The organism is Micromonospora sp. CNZ280 (assembly GCF_011759515.1).
Map to the genome: position 1 here is coordinate 641,604 of NZ_JAAOYP010000003.1, position 17,939 is coordinate 659,542.

Sequence of the window (17,939 nt, forward strand, 5' to 3'; positions counted from 1 at the left end):
ACGGGCGGCACTCCGCACGAGGCAGGGGTGATCGGCGTGGACGCGAGCACCGCGAACGCCGGGACGGACGGGTACCTGGGCGATCCACGGTGGCCGGTGGCCGAGCGGGTGGCCGACGCGGTCCGGCGGCGGTTTCCGGCCGACGTGCTGGCCGTGGCGGTGCACGGCCCGCTGGCCCACGGCGACGACGACGGCGGCGGGGACGCCGAACTCGGACTGCTGGTGGTCACCTACCGGCCCGGGGCCGGGCCGCCGGCGGCCACCCGCCGGGTAAACGGCGTGCTGGTCGACCTGACCGTGGCCGGCGCGGAGGACCACCTGGCTCGGGCCCGCACGATCACTTCGCTGTGGCCACTGACCGCCGACCGGTTCGTCACCACCCGGCCGCTGCACGACCCGACCGGCTGGCTGCGCACGCTGCGCGACGAGCACCTGGGCCGGCTGGCCCGGGCCCGGCCCGCCGAGTTCAGCACCGCCGCCCGCCGGGCCTGGTACCGGGGCAGCGCGGCGCACGCCCGGGCCGCCCGGCTGGCAGAGTGGTACGAGACGGACCAGGCCCTGCTGATGCTCGGCGAGGCGCGCCTCGCGGCGGCGAGCGTGAGTGGGCTGCTCAGCCGCACCTATTTCCGCGACCCGGGTGACGCGGTACGGCGGACCGGCCTGGCCGGCGCGGACATGACCGAGGTGGGCGCCGTGCTCGCCCGGCAGGCCGAAGAACTCGCCGCCCGTGGCCGCCCGGTCGACGGCACCGTCGACGACCTGCTCGACGGCTGACCCGCGCCCCGCCCGCCGGATCACCCTCATTCACTGATCGAGTGGCCATTCCCGCGCGGATGGCCACTCATTCGGTGCAAGTGCGCCCCGCCGACGGCGGGGAGGCGGATCAGCCGAGGCCGCCCTGGACGCCGATCAGGGCGCCGATCAGGTAGGTGGCCGCGGCGGCGGCGGCGCCCAGCAGCAGCTGGCGCAGGCCGCTGGACCACCAGGCCCGGTTGGTGAACCGGGCCACCACCGCGCCGGCCCCGAAGAGCCCGAGGCCACCCACCCCGAGCGCCAGCCAGAGGTTGGTGAAGCCGACCAGGTAGGTCAGCAGCGGCACCAGGGCGCCGACGGAGAAGAACAGGAACGACGAGATCGCCGCCGCCCACGGGCTGGGCTGGTCGTCGGGGTCGACGCCCAACTCCTCCCGGACGTGCACCCGCAGCGCCTCCTCCGGGTTTCGCCGGACCGCCTCGGCGACCTGCGTGGCGAGGTCGCGGGGCAGGCCCCGGGCCACCCAGGCGTCGGCCAGTTCGCGGGCCTCCGCCTCGGGGTGGCGTTCCAGTTCCCGCCGTTCCTTGGCGACCTCGGCGGCGACCTGCTCGTTGGCGGAGCGGACGCTGGTGTACTCACCCAGCCCCATCGAGATGGCGCCGGCCACCAGGCCGGCGGTGCCGGTCAGCACGATGCTGCGCGGCGACACCCCGCCGCCGCCGACGCCCGCTATCAGGGCGATGTTGGTGACCAGGCCGTCCATCGCGCCGAACACGGCGGGACGCAGCCAGCCACCGGACACGTCCGCGTGGTGTGCCTCGCGCAGGGCGGCCGGGGTCTCGGTCATGGCAGGGTCAGGATCTCGTGGCCGTCCTCGGTCACCACGATGGTGTGCTCGAACTGGGCCGTCCACCTGCGGTCCTTGGTGACCACGGTCCAGCCGTCGTCCCACATGTCGTACTGGTGGGTGCCGAGGGTGATCATCGGCTCGATGGTGAAGGTCATCCCGGGCTCCATCACGTCGGTGGGGCGCGGGCTGTCGTAGTGCGGCACGTAGAGCCCGCTGTGGAAGGACTCCCCGATGCCGTGACCGGTGAAGTCGCGGACCACGCCGTAGCCGAAGCGCTTCGCGTACGACTCGATGACCCGGCCGATCACGTTGATCTGCCGGCCCGGGGCGACCGCGCGGATGCCCCGCATCATCGCCTCGTGGGTCCGCTCGACCAGCAGCCGGGCCTCCTCGCTGACCTCGCCGACGCAGAAGGTGGCATCGGTGTCGCCGTGTACCCCGTTGATGTACGCGGTGACGTCGACGTTGATGATGTCGCCGTCCTCCAGCACTGTCGAGTCCGGGATGCCGTGGCAGATGACCTCGTTGAGGCTGGTGCAGCAGGACTTCGGGAAGCCCTTGTAGCCCAGCGTCGACGGGTAGGCCCCGTGGTCGCAGAGGAACTCGTGCACCACCCGGTCGATCTCGTCGGTGGTGACGCCCGGCTTGCAGTGCTCCCCGGCGAGCTGGGTGGCCTGGGCGGCGAGCCGGCCGGCGATCCGCATCTTCTCGATCGTCTCCGGCGTCTGCACGTGCGAGCCACGCCACTGGAGCGGGCGCTTCTTGCCCACGTACTCCGGGCGGGGAATGTGGGCGGGCACCTGCCGCCACGGGGAGAGCGTGCCTGGGGTCAGCGGCGCACGGACGGTCATGACGCAAGCCTATCGCCGTGGCCGGGGTGGGCCGCGCCACCGCCCACCCCGTGCTGACGGTTGCCCAGCCAGGCCGCCTGTGCCATCGTGTTTCGCGTGGATCAAGGGGGCATTCCTCCCGTCTTCTCGGCGAGCGCCGAGATCGACGGTGATCACCTCCGCGTCGTGGTCGCCGGCGAGGTCGACATGGCCACCGCCGACACCATGCTGCAGACCGCGCTGCGCGAGCCCGCCGAGCGGCTCACGCTCGACCTGCGCGCGGTGACCTTCTTCGACTCGGCGGCGATCCACGCGCTGGTGCGGCTCGCCCAGCAGTGCCCGGGCACGCTCACCGTGCTGCCCTCCCGGCAGGTCGACCGGGTGCTGGCGATCGCCGGTCTGGGCGACCAGAGCTGGCTGCGCTCCGCCTGAGCGCGCCCGCCGGGCCCGCCCGGCTCAGTCCTGCAACCGCCGGCGCAGCGTCAGCTCCGTCCCGTCGGTGGTGCGGTGGACGGTCAGCTCACCCAGCGCCCTGATCAGCGACAGCCCGCGTCCGCGGAAGCCGGCCCCGGTCGGCTCCCGCCACCGGCCGCTGTCCCGGATGGTCGCCACCACGGTGCGGTCCTCGATGGTCACCTCGACCCCGATCGTCGCCTCGGTCGGGTCGACCGGGTGCTCGATGGCGTTGGCCGCGGCCTCGGAGACCGCCACCGTGAGGTCGAACAGGTCCGTCTCGCCGACCCGGTGGGCGACCAGAAAGTCCTCCAGCCGCTTGCGCAGCACGCTCAGCCGGGTCGGGTCGGCCGGCAGCCGCAACGCGAACCGGTTGAGTTCGGTGGCCTCCAGCGCGAGCACCGCCACGTCGTCCCGGCGGGGCCGCCCGGCGACCCGCCGCACCACCGTGTCGACCAGGTCGGCCACGTGCTCACCGCGTTCCGCCGCGTCCGCGCGCAGCCGGGCGAGCGCCTCGTCGATGCCGAGCCGCCGGTCCTCGATCAGACCGTCGGTATAGAGCAGCAGCCGGCTGCCGGCGGTCAACTCCCCCTCCGCCGTACGGTAGGAGGTGCCGGGGATGGCGCCCACGGGCGGCCCGAGTGCCCGGTCGTGCAGGAACGCCACCTGGTCGCCTCGGATCAGCAGCGGGGACGGGTGACCGGCGCTGGCGTACCGGAGCCGGCCGGCTCGGGGACTGAACCAGAGGCAGACCACGGTGGCGAACGAGCGCCCCTCGGTGCTGCCGACGAGCCGGTTGAGGCGGGTCAGCGACTCGCCGGGGTCGAAACCCTCCAGCACGTACGCCCGCAGCGCGTTGCGCAGCTGGCCCATGGAAGCGGCCGCCCGGACCCCCTTGCCGACCACGTCGCCGATCACCAGGACGAGTTCGTCGTCGCCCAGCGCGACCACGTCGTACCAGTCGCCGCCGACCTCCACGTCGGCGGTGCCCGGCAGGTAGCGGCTGGCGACCACGGCGCCGGGCAGCTGCGGCAGCGAGCGGGGCAGCAGGCTGTGCTGCAACGTGCTGGCGATCCCGTGTTCGGCCTCGTAGAGCTGGGCGTTCTCCAGCCGCACGCCGACCAGCCGGGCGAGCTGGGTGAGCGCGGCCTCGTCGGTGTCCGCGCCGTCCCCGGCCGCGCGCCAGACCCGCGGCTCGCCCAGTTCCTCGCCGGTGGTGCCGGTGAGCGGCAGCGTGAACGAGGGCTCGGGCGGGGTGACGCCGGCCGCGTCGGCCTCGTAGCGGATCCCGCCGGCCGACACCACCACCCGCGCCGCCTGGTCCAGGGCGGCCAGCTCCGCGGCCCGGGCCCGCTCCTGCTCGTACGCGAGCTGCCGGCGGGTGGACCAGTCGAAGGAGGCCAGCCGCCGACCCATCTCGCCGCCGTTGGTGAAGGCGGCGGCGAGTGGCCCGGGAAAGCTGCCGTCGGCACCGTCGAGGGGTCGGTCCTCGTCCGCGCCCCCCAGGGCCGAGCTCATGCAGCCTCCCGCTCCGGCCATCCCCGTCCCGGCCGGTGATCGACCGACCGTGCCCCGCCCAGTACCCCGGCGAAGCCGCAAGGTAACGCATCGCCGCCGGAGGACGCTGGTTACCGGGCCGGCACCCCGCCGGTGGTGACCCGCCAGCGGGACGGCACCGGCCCGCACCGTCCGCGACCCGCCGAGGGCGGGCCGCCCGGAACGCCTGCGGCAGCAGGCCTTCCGGTCCTGTTGACGGGACTTACCCCCGACCGACTCAACCCGATCGCCGACCCACTGTGACCTCGGTAACAATTCGGCACCGTCCACATCGCGCAGCGGGCGTCCGGCCCCGGGCCACCCGGTGCGGGCCGGTCGGGGGTGGCTCGGCCGCCGGTCAGCGCGGCGCGCCGGCGGGCCGACCGGCGGCCCGGACCAGCGCGGTGAGCGGCCGGGGATCGGCGGAGTTCGCCGGGTGCCACTGCACGTCCAGCACGAGGGGACGGTCCGGGTCCTGCACCGCCTCCACCACCCCTCGTCCGACCAGCCGGTGACCGCCAGCCGGCCCGGGTCGGCGACCCGGGGCGCGGGCAGCTGGCCGTACCGGCCCGGGTCGACGTCGGCTCCGCCGGCCAGCACCAGCCCGTCCAGCACCCGCACCACGTCGGCGTCCAGGTCGTCCGGAGGCAGCACCAGCGCCCGGCCGCCGACCGCGGTCACCGCCCGGACGTACGCCTGCGGGACCAGCACCGCCGGACGTCCCGCCAGACCCCACAGCTGGCCGGCTCGACGTACGCGGTGACCCCGATCAGCGGCCGGATCACAGCGGCGTCACGTACGCGCCGGTGATGCCGCCGTCGACCACGAACTGGGCGGCGGTCATGAACGAGGCGTCGTCGCTGGCCAGGAACGCCACCGCGGCGGCGATCTCCTCCGGTTCGCCGAACCGACCCATCGGCACGTGCACCAGGCGGCGGGCGGCCCGCTCCGGGTCGGCGGCGAAGAGTTCCCGCAGCAGCGGGGTGGCGACCGGGCCGGGGCAGAGCGCGTTGACCCGGATGCCCTCCCGGGCGAACTGCACGCCCAGCTCCCGGGTCATCGCCAGCACCCCGCCCTTGCTCGCGGTGTACGCGATCTGCGAGGTGGCCGCCCCCATCAGCGCCACGAACGAGGCGGTGTTGATGATCGAGCCCTTGCCCTGCCGCCGCATGTGCGGGATGGCGTACTTGCAGCAGAGGTAGACGCTCGTGGTGTTGACCCGCAGCACCCGTTCCCAGGCCTCGATTCCGGTGGTCAGGATCGAGTCGTCGTCCGGCGGCGAGATGCCGGCGTTGTTGAACGCGATGTCCACCCGGCCGTGCCGCGCCGCCACCCCGTCGAACAGGTCCCGCACGGCCGTCTCGTCGGCCACGTCCGCCCCGACGAACTCGCCGCGGACCCCGTCCGCGGCCCGCTTGCCCGCCTCGGCGTCGATGTCGACGCAGACCACCCGGGCCCCCTCGGCGGCGAACCGCCGCGCCGTGGCCAGCCCGATCCCACTGCCCGCCCCGGTGACCACGGCCACCCGGTCCCGCAACCGACCCTGCACTGGTCCTCCCCCATCTGCTCGTCCGGCCGGACGTCGCGCCGCCGGCCCTACCGTCCGTCTGCCCGGCCGCACCCGTCCCCGGGCCGGCCGCCGGCTCAGCTCTCCGTCGCGATGAAGACGTTCTTGACGTCGGTGAAGGCGTGCAGCGCGTCCGGGCCGAGTTCCCGGCCCAGGCCGGAGCGCTTCATGCCGCCGAACGGGGTCCAGTACCGCACCGAGGAGTGCGAGTTGACGCTGAGGTTGCCGGACTCCACCGCCCGGGCCACCCGCACCGCCCGGCCGACGTCCCGGGTCCAGATCGAGCCGGAGAGGCCGTACTCGGTGTCGTTGGCGAGTCGGATCGCGTCTGCCTCGTCGTCGAACGGCAGTACGGAGACCACCGGGCCGAAGATCTCCTCCCGCCAGTGCCGGTCGGTGGGGGCCTCGGCGAGCAGCACCGTCGGGGGATACCACCAGCCGGAGCCCGGCGGGCAGGAGCCGGTGAACGCCACCCGGGCGCCGTCGACGTAGCCGGCGACCCGGTCCCGCTGGCCGGCGGAGATCAGCGGGCCCATCTCGGCGGTCTCCCGGGCCGGGTCCTCCACCCGCAGGGCTCGCACCGCCGGTTCCAGCAGTTCCAGGAACCGGTCGTACACCGGGCGCTGGACCAGGATCCGGGACCGGGCGCAGCAGTCCTGGCCGGCGTTGGCGAAGACCGCGTACGGGGCGGTGGCGGCGGCCCGCTCCAGGTCGGCGTCGGCGAAGACCAGGTTGGCGCTCTTGCCGCCCAGCTCCAGGGTGACCCGCTTCACCTGGGCGGCGCAGCCGGCCATGATCCGGGTGCCGACCTCGGTGGAACCGGTGAAGCAGATCTTGCGGACCGCCGGGTGGGTGACGAACCGCTCCCCGACCACCGACCCGGCGCCGGGGAGCACGGTGAACACGTCCTCGGGCAGCCCTGCCTCGCGGGCCAGCTCGGCCAGGCGCAGCGCGGTCAGCGGGGTCAGCTCGGCCGGCTTGAGCACCACCGTGTTGCCGGCCGCCAACGCCGGCGCGAAGCCCCACGCGGCGATCGGCATCGGGAAGTTCCACGGCACGATCACCCCGACCACGCCGAGCGGCTCGTGGAAGGTCACGTCCAGCCCGCCCGGCACCGGGATCTGCCGGCCGGTGAGCCGCTCCGGCGCGCCGGCGTGGTAGTCGAGCACGTCCCGGACGTTGCCCGCCTCCCACCGGGCGTTGCCGATGGTGTGCCCCGAGTTGCGCACCTCCAGCCAGGCCAGCTCCTCCAGGTGCGTGTCGACCACCGAGGCGAACCGCCGCAGCAGCCGGGCCCGCTCCCCGGGCGCCACCCCCCGCCACCGCTCGAAAGCCCCCGCCGCCCGCCCGATCGCCGCGTCGACCTCACCCACCGAAGCCGCCCCGACGCTGGCCACAACCTCCCCCGTAGCCGGATTCCGCACCTCACTCACGCGCCCACCCTCCCTCGTCCCCGCGATCTTGCAGTTGCTGCCCCGACAAAAGCCGCTCATCACCACGTATCACGGGCGGAAACTGCAAGATCGCGGGGATGGGCGGCGGGTCAGAGGCGTTCGAAGCCACGGACGAGTTCCCAGTCGGTGACGGCGGCGTCGAAGGCGGTCAGCTCGACCCGGGCGTGGTTGGCGTAGTGGGCGACCACCTCGGCGCCGAACGCCTCGGTGGCCAGGGACGAGGTCTCCCAGAGGGTGAGGGCGTCACGCAGCGTGCCGGGCACCCGCTCGGCGGCCCGGTCGTCGTACGCGTTGCCGGTGCACTCCTCGCCCAGCGGCAGTTCCCGTTCGATGCCGTGCACCGCCCCGGCGATCAGCGCCGCGATGGCCAGGTACGGGTTCACGTCCGCCCCGGGCACCCGGTTCTCCACCCGCATGCCCTGGCCGTGGCCGACCAGCCGCAGCGCGCAGGTGCGGTTGTCGGTGCCCCAGCGCAGCGCGGTCGGGGCGAACGAGCCGGGCTGGTAGCGCTTGTAGGAGTTGACGTTCGGGGCGAAGAGGAGGCTGAACTCCCGCATGGTGGCCAGCAGCCCGGCCAGCACCCGCTGCCCGGTCACCGACAGGTGCGCCGGACCGTCGCCGAGCATCGCCGAGCGGCCAGCGGTGTCGCGCAGCGAGAAGTGGATGTGGCAGGAGTTGCCCTCGCGGGCGTTCGGCTTGGCCATGAAGGTGATCGACATGCCCTCCTGGGCGGCGATCTCCTTCGCCCCGTTCTTGTAGATGACGTGGTGGTCGGCGCAGGCCACCGCCTCGTCGTAGCGGAAGGCGATCTCGTGCTGGCCGAGGTTGCACTCGCCCTTGGCGCTCTCCGGGGTCAGCCCGGCGCCGGCCATCTCCCGCCGGATCCGGCGCAGCAGCGGCTCCACCCGGGCGGTGCCGAGCAGCGAATAGTCCACGTTGTACTGGTTGGCCGGGGTGAGATCCCGGTAGCCGCGCCGCCACGCCTGCTCGTACGAGTCGCGGTACAGCACGAACTCCAGCTCGGTGCCGGCGTACGCGGTCAGCCCGTGCTCGGCGAGCCGCTCCACCTGCCGGCGCAGGATCTGCCGGGGCGAGGCGACCACCGGGCCGGCTCCGTCCAGCCAGGCCAGGTCGGCCAGCACCAGGGCGCTGCCCGGCTGCCAGGGCACCCGGCGCAGCGTGTCGAAGTCCGGCAGCATGGCGAAGTCGCCGTAGCCCCGCTCCCAGCCGGACATGGCGTACCCGTCCACTGTGTTCATGTCGACGTCGACCGCGAGCAGGTAGGTGCACCCCTCGCTGCCGTACGCGACCACCTGGTCCAGGAAGTAGGGCGCGTGGAACCGCTTGCCCTGCAACCGGCCCTGCATGTCGACCAGGGCCAGCACCACCGTGTCGATCTCGTGCTCGGCGACGGCGACCCGCAGTTGTTCCAATGTGAGCGGCGCTCTCCTCATCCGCGGGCCTCCATCACCAAGGTCTACCGGCAGTACACGATCACCGTCAATGCCCGCCGGCCCGTCGGCCCGGCCGCCGTCCACCCGCTCGCCGTCCGCCGGCGGTCCGGGGCGCCGGCAGGTCGACGGTACGCACCGGGCCGGCGGACCACCGCCGGGCCGAGGCGTACCACCAGACCGCCACCAGCAGCACCCCGCCCACCGCGATCGCCCGGTGCGAGTGGGCAAAGTGTCGTCCCGCCGATTAAGGCGGTCAATACGTCACCGGTGGAAATGTCACCGTCGGCCGGGCTAATTCCGTTGCCGCCCCGGGCCGCCGGGGCGCATCCTTGACCTCGTGACCAGGCCCGATCGCGACGGGCCGGCGCCGGGCGCTCGGACCGCCCCGGCACCGCGGCGGCGCGGGGCACGTCACCTCTCTCTCACCGTACGGCGGTGCGCCGTACCCGACACCCGCCCCGCGCCGCCGCCCCCGACAACCCCTCACATCCCGCCCCCTCCTCCCACCCAGCCAGGTTGATCAAGGGGTTTGCGTCAGGGATTCGCCCCGATCCTGACGCAAACCCCTTGATCACCGAGGTGTCCGCCTCGGTGCGGGCCCGGCCCGGGGGAGTCGGTTCTCTGGTGGGGGTGGTGGATCCGGGGGGGCGCGCAAGATCGCGCTGCACCCGGCAAGTAGGGCCCTCGTCGGCGGTTGGGGGCCACCAGAACAAGGTTCGAGCAGGATCCCGGCCCGGGATCCGCCCGCCGTCAGGTCAGCAGCAGCCCGGCGACCCAGAGCGCGGCGATGAGCAGGCCGGCGAGGAACTCGACCAGCATGGCCAGCCCGGCCGCCGCCACGGCCTGCTTCGTCGCCGGCCAGGCCAGCCGCGAGTCGCCCAGGCGCAACCGTTCCGCCGCCCACACCCCGCCGACGAAGCCGAGCACCAGCCCGACCACCGGGACGACGAAGAAGCCGACCAACCCCAGCAGCCCGCCGGCGAGCAGCGACGAGGTGGGTACCCCGGTGCGCTTCAGGTTCCGCCCCGGCCAGGCGTACTTGACCACCGTGCCGCCGAGGGCGACCACGGTGGCGGCGGCGAGCACCAGCCAGCGGCCACCGCCTGCCCCGCCGAAGAGCGCCCAGACCAGCACCCCGCCCCAGCACAGCGGCAGCGCCGGCAGCCCGGGCACCACCACCCCGGCCAGCCCGGCCAGGATCGCCAGCGCGGCGAGCACCGAGACGGCCGCCTGCGAGTCGGTCACACTCATGGGACCCGCCTTCCGTTCGCGACTGCGGGGCTCGCAAGCTCACTCCTCGCGCTCACCGGGCCCGCTCTCCGTTCGCGACTGCGGGGCTCGCAAGCTCACTCCTCGCGCTCACGCTGCGGCCTCTCCACCGTGGAGCCGGGCGGTTATCCGGTCGGCCGGCATCGGCGGGCCGAAGAACCGGCCCTGCCCGGTGTCGCAGCGCAGCGCCCGCAGCCGCTCGGCCTGCACCGCGGTCTCCACCGCCTCGGCGGTGACCCAGAGCTCCAGCGCGTGCGCCAGCCGGACCAGCGCGTCGACGATCCGCTCGTCCCGGTGGTCGACGGCCGCCTCGACCGCGTCGCCGCGGATCCCCTCCACGAACGGCCCGGCCAGCTTCACGCAGTGGATCGGCAGCCGGCGCAGGTACGCCAGGTTGGAATAGCCGGTGCCGAAGTCGTCGATGGCCAGCCGTACGCCCAGCGCGGCGAGCCGGTGCAGGGACCGCAACGGCTCCCCCGCGGTGCCCATCACCGCGCTCTCGGTCAGCTCCAGCTGCAACAGCTCCGCTGGCAGCCCGGTGGTGGCCAGCGCGTCCGCGACGGTGTCCACGATGGCCGGATCGTCGGCCTGCCGGGCGGCCAGGTTGACGCTCACCACCAGCCGCGCCTCGGGGAACTGGCGCCGCCACTGCTCGGCGTCCCGGCAGGCCTGCCGGAGCACCCACTCACCGAGCCGGACGATCAGCCCGGTCTCCTCGGCCAGCCCGATGAACCGGTCCGGCCCGATCATGCCCAGCTCCGGGTGCTGCCAGCGGACCAGCGCCTCCACCGCGAGCATCGAGTCCTCCAGCAGGGAGACGATGGGCTGGTACCGGAGCACGAACTCGCCCCGGTCCAGCGCGGCGGGCAGCCCGGCGGCGAGCGCGGACCGGGCGATGTCCCGGGCGCCGCGCTCCGGGTCGTAGACCGCCCACCGGCCCCGCCCCTCGGCCTTGGCCCAGTACAGGGTGGTGTCCGCGGCCTTCATCAGCTCCGAGGCGTTGGTGCCGCCGACCGGGCACTCCACCACGCCGACGCTGGCCGACACGGCCAGCTGCTGGTCGTCCACGTGCACCGGGGCGGCGACCGCGGCCAGCGCGGCCTCGGCGACCGCCACCGCCTCGTCCATCCCGTCGCCGTCGTCGACCAGGATGACGAACTCGTCGCCGCCCATCCGGGCGACCAGGTGGCCCCGGCCGGCCACCGACTCGGCCAGCCGCCCGGCGATCACGATCAGCAGGCGGTCGCCGAGGTCGTGGCCGAGGCTGTCGTTGATCGCCTTGAAGCCGTCCAGGTCCAGGAAGCAGATGCCGACCCGGTGCTCGGGCGTCGCGGACTCGAAGATCCGGCCGAGCGTCTCGAAGAACAGCGTCCGGTTCGGCAGGCCGGTGAGCGGGTCGTGCAGCGCCTGGAACCGCAGCCGTTGCTGGAGTTCGTACCGCTCGGTGATGTCCTCGATCATGGCCACGGTGAACCGGGGCCGGCCGTCGTCGTGCCGGATCAGCGACACGGCCAGGTCGGTCCAGAGCACGCTGCCGTCCTTGCGGTGGTAGCGCTTCTCCAGCCGGGCGGAGTCCTGCTTGCCCTCGACCAGTTCCTGGTAGAGCTCCCACATCCCGGGTGCGTCGTCGGCGTGGAACAGCGACCCCACGTCCGTCTGCCGCAGCTCGTCGACGGAGTAGCCGAGCATGTCGGCGAACGCCTGGTTGACGTCGATGACCCGCCCGTCCACCCCGGCGATGCCGATCCCGATCGCCGCGCCGGTGAACACCGCGCGGAACCGGGCCTCACTGTCCCGCAGCGCCTCCTCCACCTCGTCCCGGGCCTGCCAGGCCGACCGGGCGATCCGCTCCTGCTGGCTGAAGGTGCGGTCGCGCAGCGCCCGGGCGAAGCCCTCGGCGAGCCCGCCCTGCAGGGCCGCGATCCGCTCGGTGGCCGCATCGGGGCGCGCCCGGGCCGGCACCACCTCGGCGAGGAACCGGTCGCCGAGCGAGCGCACCGACCAGTCCAGCATCCGCGGCTCGGTCAGGTGCGCCTCGACCAGCGCCCGGCCGACCTCCTCGGCCGGCCGGGCGGAGAACCGCTCGGCGAGCAGGGCCTGGGCCAGCCGCACGGTGTGCACGAGCAGCAGCCGTTCGGTCTCGGCCGCGTCCACCGGCACGAACCCGAGCCGGCGCAGCGCGCGGGCCCAGGCGGCCGCGTACCCCTGGACGCCGCTACGGCTGATCTCGTCCCCGCCGGGGTCCGGGACGGCCGCCATGGCTCAGCCGGCGGGCTGGTCGTACCGGGCGACACCGCCGAAGGCGCCGAACCTCTCCGGGTGCTCGTCCACGTCGGACGGGGAATCGGGCCGCCACAGCGGCATGTGCACCACACCGGGCTCCAGGACCGTCCAGTCGCCGAAGAGGCCGGTGATCTCGGCCCGCGAGCGCAGCGTGATCTCCGTGTCGGTACGCGCCGAGAGCCGCTGCGCGTCGAGCATCTCCTGCGGCTGGTCCTCGTAGGTCGAGTGGGACACCACCAGGTAGCTGCCCGGCGCGGCGGCCGCCCGCAGGGTGGCCAGGATCTCGTCGGGCCGGTCGGCGTCCGGGATGAAGTGCACCACCCCGGCCAGCAGGATGCCCAGCGGCCGGTTGAAGTCGAGCAGGTTCAGCTCCCGGGCCTCGGTGAGGATCCGCTCCGGCTCGCGCAGGTCGGCGTGGATCACCCCGGTCAGATCGTTGCCGGCGAGCAGTTCGCGGCTGTGCGCCACCGCGACCGGGTCGATGTCGACGTAGACCACCCGCGCCTTCGGGTTGGCCGCCTGGGCCACCTCGTGCACGTTGCCCACGGTCGGAATGCCGGAGCCGATGTCGAGGAACTGGTCGATGCCGGCGTCGAGCAGCGCCCGCACCGCCCGGCGGAGGAACTCCCGGCCGGCCCGCATGGTGGCCGCCAGGTTCGGCGTCATGCTGGCGATCTGCTCGGCGAGCTGCCGGTCGATCTCGAAGTTGTGCGCTCCGCCCAGAAAGTAGTCGTACACCCGGGCCGCGCTCGGCCGGGAGAGGTCGATCTCGACGGGAAGGCCGTCCGGCATCTGCACTGCTGCACCCCAAGTCGTCGCCGCGGTGCGGGAGGGAACCGGTGCCGGGGACGCGTGCGGGGGCACGCGGCGGCCGCACCGGCCGACCCGCGGATCGTGTGGTGCTGACCACAATAGGCCCGACCGTCCCATTCCGGGGAGGTCGGCCGGACCGGCCGCCGCCGGACCGGGCGTCCCGGGGCCGGCCCGACCGCCCGCCGGGGGTGCCGCGGCGGGCTGCGGTCAGCCCGCCGACTCCAGCAGCAGCGAGATGCCCTGCCCGACGCCGACGCACATGGTGGCCAGGGCCCGCCGGCCGCCCCGGCGGCGCAGCTCCAGCGCGGCGGTCAGCGCCAGCCGGGCGCCGCTGGCGCCCAGCGGGTGGCCGAGCGCGATCGCGCCGCCGTTCGGGTTGACGTGCTCCGCGTCCTCCGGCAGGCCCAGCTCGCGCAGCACCGCGACGGACTGCGCGGCGAACGCCTCGTTCAGCTCGATCACGTCGACCGCGTCGAGGCCGGTGCCGAGCCGGTCCAGCAGCTTCCGGGTGGCCGGCACCGGGCCGACGCCCATGATCCGGGGCGGCACGCCGGCCGCGGCGGCCCCGGTGACCCGGGCCAGCGGGGTGAGGCCGTACCGGGCCACCGCCGCCTCGCCGGCGACCAGCAGCGCCACCGCGCCGTCGTTGACGCCGGAGGAGTTGCCGGCGGTCACCGTGCCGCCCTCGCGGAACGGGGTGGGCAGCGCGGCCAGCTTCTCCAGCGAGGTCTCCCGGGGGTGCTCGTCCACCTCGACCAGCCGGGTGCCCTTGCGCCCCTCGGGCACGGTCACCGGCACGATCTCCTCGGCGAACCGGCCGTCGGCCTGCGCCTTCGCGGCGCGCTGCTGGGACCGGTACGCGAACGCGTCCTGCGCGGCCCGGTCCACGCCGTACTCGGCGGCGACGTTCTCCGCCGTCTCCGGCATCGAGTCGATCCCCCAGTGCCGCTTCATCAGCGGGTTGACCAGCCGCCAGCCGATGGTGGTGTCGTAGACCTCGGCCGTACGGGAGAACGCCGAGGTGGCCTTCGGCATGACGAACGGCGCGCGGCTCATGCTCTCCACCCCGCCGGCCACCACCAGCTCGGCCTCGCCGGCCACGACCGCGCGGGCGGCGGTGGCCAGCGCGTCCAGGCCGGAGCCGCAGAGCCGGTTGACCGTGCTGCCGGGCACCTCCTCGGGCAGCCCGCCGAGCAGCGCCGCCATCCGGGCCACGTTGCGGTTGTCCTCGCCGGCCTGGTTGGCACAGCCGAGGATCACGTCGTCCACCCGGGCCCAGTCCACCGACGGGTGTCGGGCGACCAGCTCGCGGATCACCTGCGCGGCCAGGTCGTCGGGGCGTACGCCGGCCAGGGCGCCGCCGTACCGGCCGATCGGGGTGCGGACACCGGCCACCAGGTATGCCACGGTCATCGCGAGTCCTTCGGGGTGGGACGGGTGGGACGGGAGCGCCCACCGGGTCGCGGGGGGACGCCCGGCCGCCAGGATATCCACGCCCGGTGCCGATAGGTTGACGGCATGACCCGGGCCCAGTTCAGCGCAGAGACCAGCGGCGGTGGCCAGTTCGTCCGGCAGCCCAACCGGTTCACCGACCGGGTCACCCCGCACTCGACGTCCCCGCCCGGCGGCGGGCCCGACGAGCAGGGGCGCTGGCCGCTGGAGGCGGGCCGGTACCGGCTGATCTGGTGCCGGGCCTGCCCGTGGGCGCACCGGGCCCGGATCGTCCGCAACCTGCTCGGCCTGGCGGATGTCATCTCGCTGGGCACCGTCGACCCGATCCGGGACGAGCGGGGCTGGCGGTTCAGCCTCGACCAGGACGGGTTCGACCCGGTGCTGGGCATCGGGTTCCTCTCCGAGGCGTACCTGGCCACCGACCCGGACTACGCCGGGCGGGTGACCGTGCCGGCGCTGGTCGACACGCTCACCGGTCGGGTGGTCACCAACGACTATCCGCAGCTCACCCTGGATCTCTCCACCGAGTGGCGGCGGTTCCACGCCCCCGGCGCGCCGGACCTCTACCCGGTGCCGCTGCGCCCGGAGCTGGACGCGCTGATGGCGGAGATCCACCGGGACGTCAACAACGGCGTCTACCGGTGCGGCTTCGCCACCTCGCAGCAGGCGTACGACGAGGCGTACCGGGCGCTGTTCGCCCGGCTGGACGCGCTGTCCGAGCGGCTCGCCGGGCGCCGCTACCTGATGGGCGACGCGATCACCGAGGCGGACGTGCGGCTGTTCACCACGCTGGTCCGCTTCGACGTGGCGTACCACGGCCACTTCAAGTGCAACCGGCAGAAGCTGACCGAGATGCCGGTTCTCTGGGCGTACGCCCGGGACCTGTTCCAGACCCCCGGCTTCGGCGAGACGGTCGACTTCGACCACATCAAGCGGCACTACTACGCCACCCACGAGATGATCAACCCGACCCGGGTCGTGCCGCTCGGCCCCGACCTGTCCGGCTGGACCACCCCGCACGGGCGTGGCTGAACGGTACCGGCGCGGCGGGACCGCGTCCCGGGCCGCCGCCTCGGCCGCCGCCGGCTGCACCCTGGCCGGGGCGGTCGCGGTGACGGTCGCCGTGGTCGCCGGTCCGGGCCCCGGCCTGACCGGGTACGTCAGCGAGGCCGGCATCGCCGGCACCGGCTACGCCCGGACGTACCGGATCGGGGTCTTCGCCCTCGCCACGGCGCTGTTGCTGCTGGCCGCGGCGCTGCCGCCGGCGCTGCGCGCGACGGCCGGGCTGCTCGCCGCGGGCGGGGTCTGCACGGTGATCTCCGGCGCGGTGACGTGCAGCGCCGGCTGCCCGTTGCCGCCGTTCGAGCGGGCCACCGTGGCGGACCTGGTGCACGGGGGCGCGAGCATCGCCGCGACCGCCTCCGTGGTGCTGGCGATGCTGGCGCTGCTGGTCACCCCCGGCGCGCCCGCGGCGCTGCGCCGGATCGCCGGTCCGGGTGCGGCGCTGGCGGTGCCGTTGGCCGTCGCGATCGGGCTGGCGATCCTGCTGGTGGGGCGGGGCGGACTGGTCGGCACGCTGGAGCGGCTGTTGCTCGCGGTGGTGGCCGGCTGGGGCCTGGTCACCGCGATCACGCTCGGGCTGACCGCCGATCGTGACGGACGGAGCAACCGGTCGTGAAGGGCGTGTAAGGACCGTCACGCTCACCGCTCCTTCCTACGCCGGATCGGCGCGGAGTAGCCTCGGCGGGCGATGACCAACGTCTGGCACCTGACCGTGCGCCTGTACGTCGACCTCCGACGGCAGGCCAGCGGCATCTGTCCGGCGCAGCCGCTCTCCTGAGGCTGCCCTGACCGACCCCCAGACCCTTGGACGCATCAGCATGCCTTCCGCCCTGCGCAAGATTCCCTTTTCCGTGCAGATCCTGCTCGGCCTCGTGCTCGGTGTGGCGCTCGGCTTCCTCGCCCGCGCCAACGACCTGAGCTGGCTGGCCGGCACCCTCGAGACCGTCGGCGGCCTCTTCGTCCAGCTGCTGAAGCTGGCCGTGCCGCCGCTGGTCTTCACCGCCATCGTGGTCAGCGTGGTCAGCCTGCGCGGCGTGGCCAACGCCGCCCGGCTGGCCCTGAAGACGCTGCTCTGGTTCGGCCTCACCGCACTGATCGCGGTGAGCGTCGGCATCGGCCTCGGCCTGCTCACCGACCCCGGACGGGGCGTCACCCTGGACGTCGCCGGCGCCACCGCGCCGAAGAAGACCGGCTCCTGGACCGACTTCCTCACCGGCATCGTGCCGACCAACCCGGTCGGCGCGTTCGTCGAGGGCAACGTGCTCCAGATCGTCTTCCTCGCGCTGATCGTCGGCGCCGCCGCGCTGCTGGTCGGCGAGGCCGCCGAGCCGTTCGTGGCGCTCAACCGCTCGCTGCTGGAGATCGTCCAGAAGGCGCTCTGGTGGGTGATCCGGCTCGCCCCGATCGGCACCCTCGGTCTGATCGGCAACGCCGTCGCCGCGTACGGCTGGGACCTGGTGGCCCCGCTGGCCCGGTTCACCACCGCCGTCTACGTCGGCTGCGCGATCGTGCTGTTCGTGGTCTACCCGCTGCTGCTGGCGGCGGCCGGCCGGCTCAACCCGGTGCGCTTCTTCGCCGGTGCCTGGCCGGCCATCGAGCTGGCCTTCGTCTCCCGCTCCTCGGTGGGCACCATGCCGGTGACCCAGCGCTCCGTCGAGCGGCTCGGCGTGCCCCGCGAGTACGCCTCGTTCGCGGTGCCGTTCGGCGCCACCACGAAGATGGACGGCTGCGCCGCGATCTACCCGGCGCTGGCGGCGATCTTCGTGGCCCAGGTCTTCGGGGTGGACCTCGGCGTCACCGACTACCTGCTGATCGCCTTCGTCTCGGTGGTCGGCTCGGCCGCCACCGCCGGCCTGACCGGCGCGATCGTCATGCTCACCCTGACCCTGAGCACGCTCGGCCTGCCGCTGGCCGGGGCCGGCCTGCTGCTGGCCATCGACCCGATCCTGGACATGATCCGGACCGCCACCAACGTGGCCGGGCAGGCGCTGGTGCCGACCATCGTCGCGGCCCGGGAGGGCACCCTCGACCGGGCCGCGTACGACTCGGCCGGCCGGCGCTCGCCGGTCGGGCCGGTCGCACCGGCGACCGCGGAGGACCGGCCCGCCCGTACCGACCGGCCGAGCCCCGTTCCGGCCTGAGCCGACACCCGGCGCGGACCCC

16 protein-coding genes and 1 pseudogene are annotated in these 17,939 nt (G+C 74.1%); 5 read left to right on the forward strand and 12 right to left on the reverse strand.

All coding sequences use genetic code 11. The features are described from left to right. Window positions 1-36: 36 nt before the first annotated feature. Complete coding sequence (locus FHX32_RS24710) at window positions 37-774, forward strand: nucleotidyltransferase domain-containing protein (RefSeq protein WP_486481302.1); 738 nt, start codon at window positions 37-39, stop codon at window positions 772-774. A gap of 109 nt (window positions 775-883) precedes the next feature. On the opposite strand, the gene FHX32_RS24715 is transcribed toward FHX32_RS24710, so the two are convergent. Both FHX32_RS24715 and map read right to left on the reverse strand, forming a co-directional pair. Next, a complete protein-coding gene (locus FHX32_RS24715) occupies window positions 884-1,600 on the reverse strand; it encodes a VIT1/CCC1 transporter family protein (protein WP_167187839.1) in 717 nt (238 codons plus the stop codon). Further along, a complete protein-coding gene (map, locus tag FHX32_RS24720) occupies window positions 1,597-2,454 on the reverse strand; it encodes a type I methionyl aminopeptidase (protein WP_167187842.1) in 858 nt (285 codons plus the stop codon). The genes FHX32_RS24715 and map overlap by 4 nt, the downstream gene beginning before the upstream one ends. Before the next feature lie 96 nt (window positions 2,455-2,550). On the opposite strand from map, the gene FHX32_RS24725 reads away from it, so the two are divergent. Further along, the gene (locus FHX32_RS24725; protein ID WP_167187844.1) at window positions 2,551-2,865 is read left to right on the forward strand and encodes an STAS domain-containing protein; all 315 of its coding nucleotides are present in this window, start codon (window positions 2,551-2,553) and stop codon (window positions 2,863-2,865) included. Between the two features lie 24 nt (window positions 2,866-2,889). Here FHX32_RS24725 and FHX32_RS24730 read toward each other — a convergent pair whose 3' ends face one another. The 10 genes and pseudogenes from FHX32_RS24730 to pcaF form a co-directional block, all read right to left on the reverse strand. After that, complete coding sequence (locus FHX32_RS24730; RefSeq protein WP_486481347.1) at window positions 2,890-4,404, reverse strand: ATP-binding SpoIIE family protein phosphatase; 1,515 nt, start codon at window positions 4,402-4,404, stop codon at window positions 2,890-2,892. A gap of 376 nt (window positions 4,405-4,780) precedes the next feature. After that, window positions 4,781-4,912 (reverse strand): hypothetical protein, encoded by a 132-nt coding sequence (locus tag FHX32_RS35410; protein WP_486481354.1) that lies wholly within the window; start codon window positions 4,910-4,912, stop codon window positions 4,781-4,783. A 107-nt stretch (window positions 4,913-5,019) separates the two neighbouring features. Continuing rightward, a pseudogene (locus FHX32_RS35415) lies at window positions 5,020-5,133 on the reverse strand (gamma-glutamyl-gamma-aminobutyrate hydrolase family protein); the annotation flags it as partial. A 70-nt stretch (window positions 5,134-5,203) separates the two neighbouring features. Beyond that, entirely contained in the window at window positions 5,204-5,971 is a 768-nt protein-coding gene (locus tag FHX32_RS24740) for a 3-oxoacyl-ACP reductase (RefSeq protein WP_167187847.1), read from the reverse strand. A gap of 95 nt (window positions 5,972-6,066) precedes the next feature. Next, the gene (locus FHX32_RS24745; protein ID WP_167187850.1) at window positions 6,067-7,422 is read right to left on the reverse strand and encodes an aldehyde dehydrogenase family protein; all 1,356 of its coding nucleotides are present in this window, start codon (window positions 7,420-7,422) and stop codon (window positions 6,067-6,069) included. 110 nt (window positions 7,423-7,532) lie between these two features. Continuing rightward, window positions 7,533-8,897 (reverse strand): glutamine synthetase family protein, encoded by a 1,365-nt coding sequence (locus FHX32_RS24750; protein ID WP_167187853.1) that lies wholly within the window; start codon window positions 8,895-8,897, stop codon window positions 7,533-7,535. 750 nt (window positions 8,898-9,647) lie between these two features. Next, a complete protein-coding gene (locus FHX32_RS24755) occupies window positions 9,648-10,148 on the reverse strand; it encodes a DUF456 domain-containing protein (RefSeq protein WP_167187858.1) in 501 nt (166 codons plus the stop codon). 108 nt (window positions 10,149-10,256) lie between these two features. Further along, on the reverse strand, window positions 10,257-12,425 hold the full coding sequence (locus tag FHX32_RS24760) for an EAL domain-containing protein (RefSeq protein ID WP_167187860.1): 2,169 nt from the start codon (window positions 12,423-12,425) through the stop codon (window positions 10,257-10,259). 3 nt (window positions 12,426-12,428) lie between these two features. Beyond that, the gene (locus FHX32_RS24765; RefSeq protein ID WP_167187863.1) at window positions 12,429-13,247 is read right to left on the reverse strand and encodes an SAM-dependent methyltransferase; all 819 of its coding nucleotides are present in this window, start codon (window positions 13,245-13,247) and stop codon (window positions 12,429-12,431) included. 222 nt (window positions 13,248-13,469) lie between these two features. Continuing rightward, complete coding sequence (pcaF, locus tag FHX32_RS24770) at window positions 13,470-14,675, reverse strand: 3-oxoadipyl-CoA thiolase (protein ID WP_167187866.1); 1,206 nt, start codon at window positions 14,673-14,675, stop codon at window positions 13,470-13,472. 105 nt (window positions 14,676-14,780) lie between these two features. On the opposite strand from pcaF, the gene FHX32_RS24775 reads away from it, so the two are divergent. The 3 genes from FHX32_RS24775 (at window position 14,781) to FHX32_RS24785 (ending at window position 17,917) form a co-directional block, all read left to right on the forward strand. Further along, a complete protein-coding gene (locus tag FHX32_RS24775) occupies window positions 14,781-15,746 on the forward strand; it encodes a glutathione S-transferase C-terminal domain-containing protein (RefSeq protein WP_167187869.1) in 966 nt (321 codons plus the stop codon). Continuing rightward, on the forward strand, window positions 15,739-16,392 hold the full coding sequence (locus FHX32_RS24780; protein WP_167187872.1) for a DUF998 domain-containing protein: 654 nt from the start codon (window positions 15,739-15,741) through the stop codon (window positions 16,390-16,392). The genes FHX32_RS24775 and FHX32_RS24780 overlap by 8 nt, the downstream gene beginning before the upstream one ends. Before the next feature lie 214 nt (window positions 16,393-16,606). Further along, window positions 16,607-17,917 (forward strand): dicarboxylate/amino acid:cation symporter, encoded by a 1,311-nt coding sequence (locus tag FHX32_RS24785; protein WP_167189214.1) that lies wholly within the window; start codon window positions 16,607-16,609, stop codon window positions 17,915-17,917. The last annotated feature ends 22 nt before the right edge of the window (window positions 17,918-17,939 follow it).

Bases quoted from the DNA above. Each gene is read 5' to 3' on its own strand.
- FHX32_RS24715 (WP_167187839.1), bottom strand. From the start codon at position 1,600: ATGACCGAGACCCCGGCCGCCCTGCGCGAGGCACACCACGCGGACGTG.
- map (WP_167187842.1), bottom strand. From the start codon at position 2,454: ATGACCGTCCGTGCGCCGCTGACCCCAGGCACGCTCTCCCCGTGGCGG.
- FHX32_RS24730 (WP_486481347.1), bottom strand. From the start codon at position 4,404: ATGAGCTCGGCCCTGGGGGGCGCGGACGAGGACCGACCCCTCGACGGT.
- FHX32_RS24750 (WP_167187853.1), bottom strand. From the start codon at position 8,897: ATGAGGAGAGCGCCGCTCACATTGGAACAACTGCGGGTCGCCGTCGCC.
- FHX32_RS24755 (WP_167187858.1), bottom strand. From the start codon at position 10,148: ATGAGTGTGACCGACTCGCAGGCGGCCGTCTCGGTGCTCGCCGCGCTG.
- FHX32_RS24760 (WP_167187860.1), bottom strand. From the start codon at position 12,425: ATGGCGGCCGTCCCGGACCCCGGCGGGGACGAGATCAGCCGTAGCGGC.
- pcaF (WP_167187866.1), bottom strand. From the start codon at position 14,675: ATGACCGTGGCATACCTGGTGGCCGGTGTCCGCACCCCGATCGGCCGG.
- FHX32_RS24775 (WP_167187869.1), top strand. From the start codon at position 14,781: ATGACCCGGGCCCAGTTCAGCGCAGAGACCAGCGGCGGTGGCCAGTTC.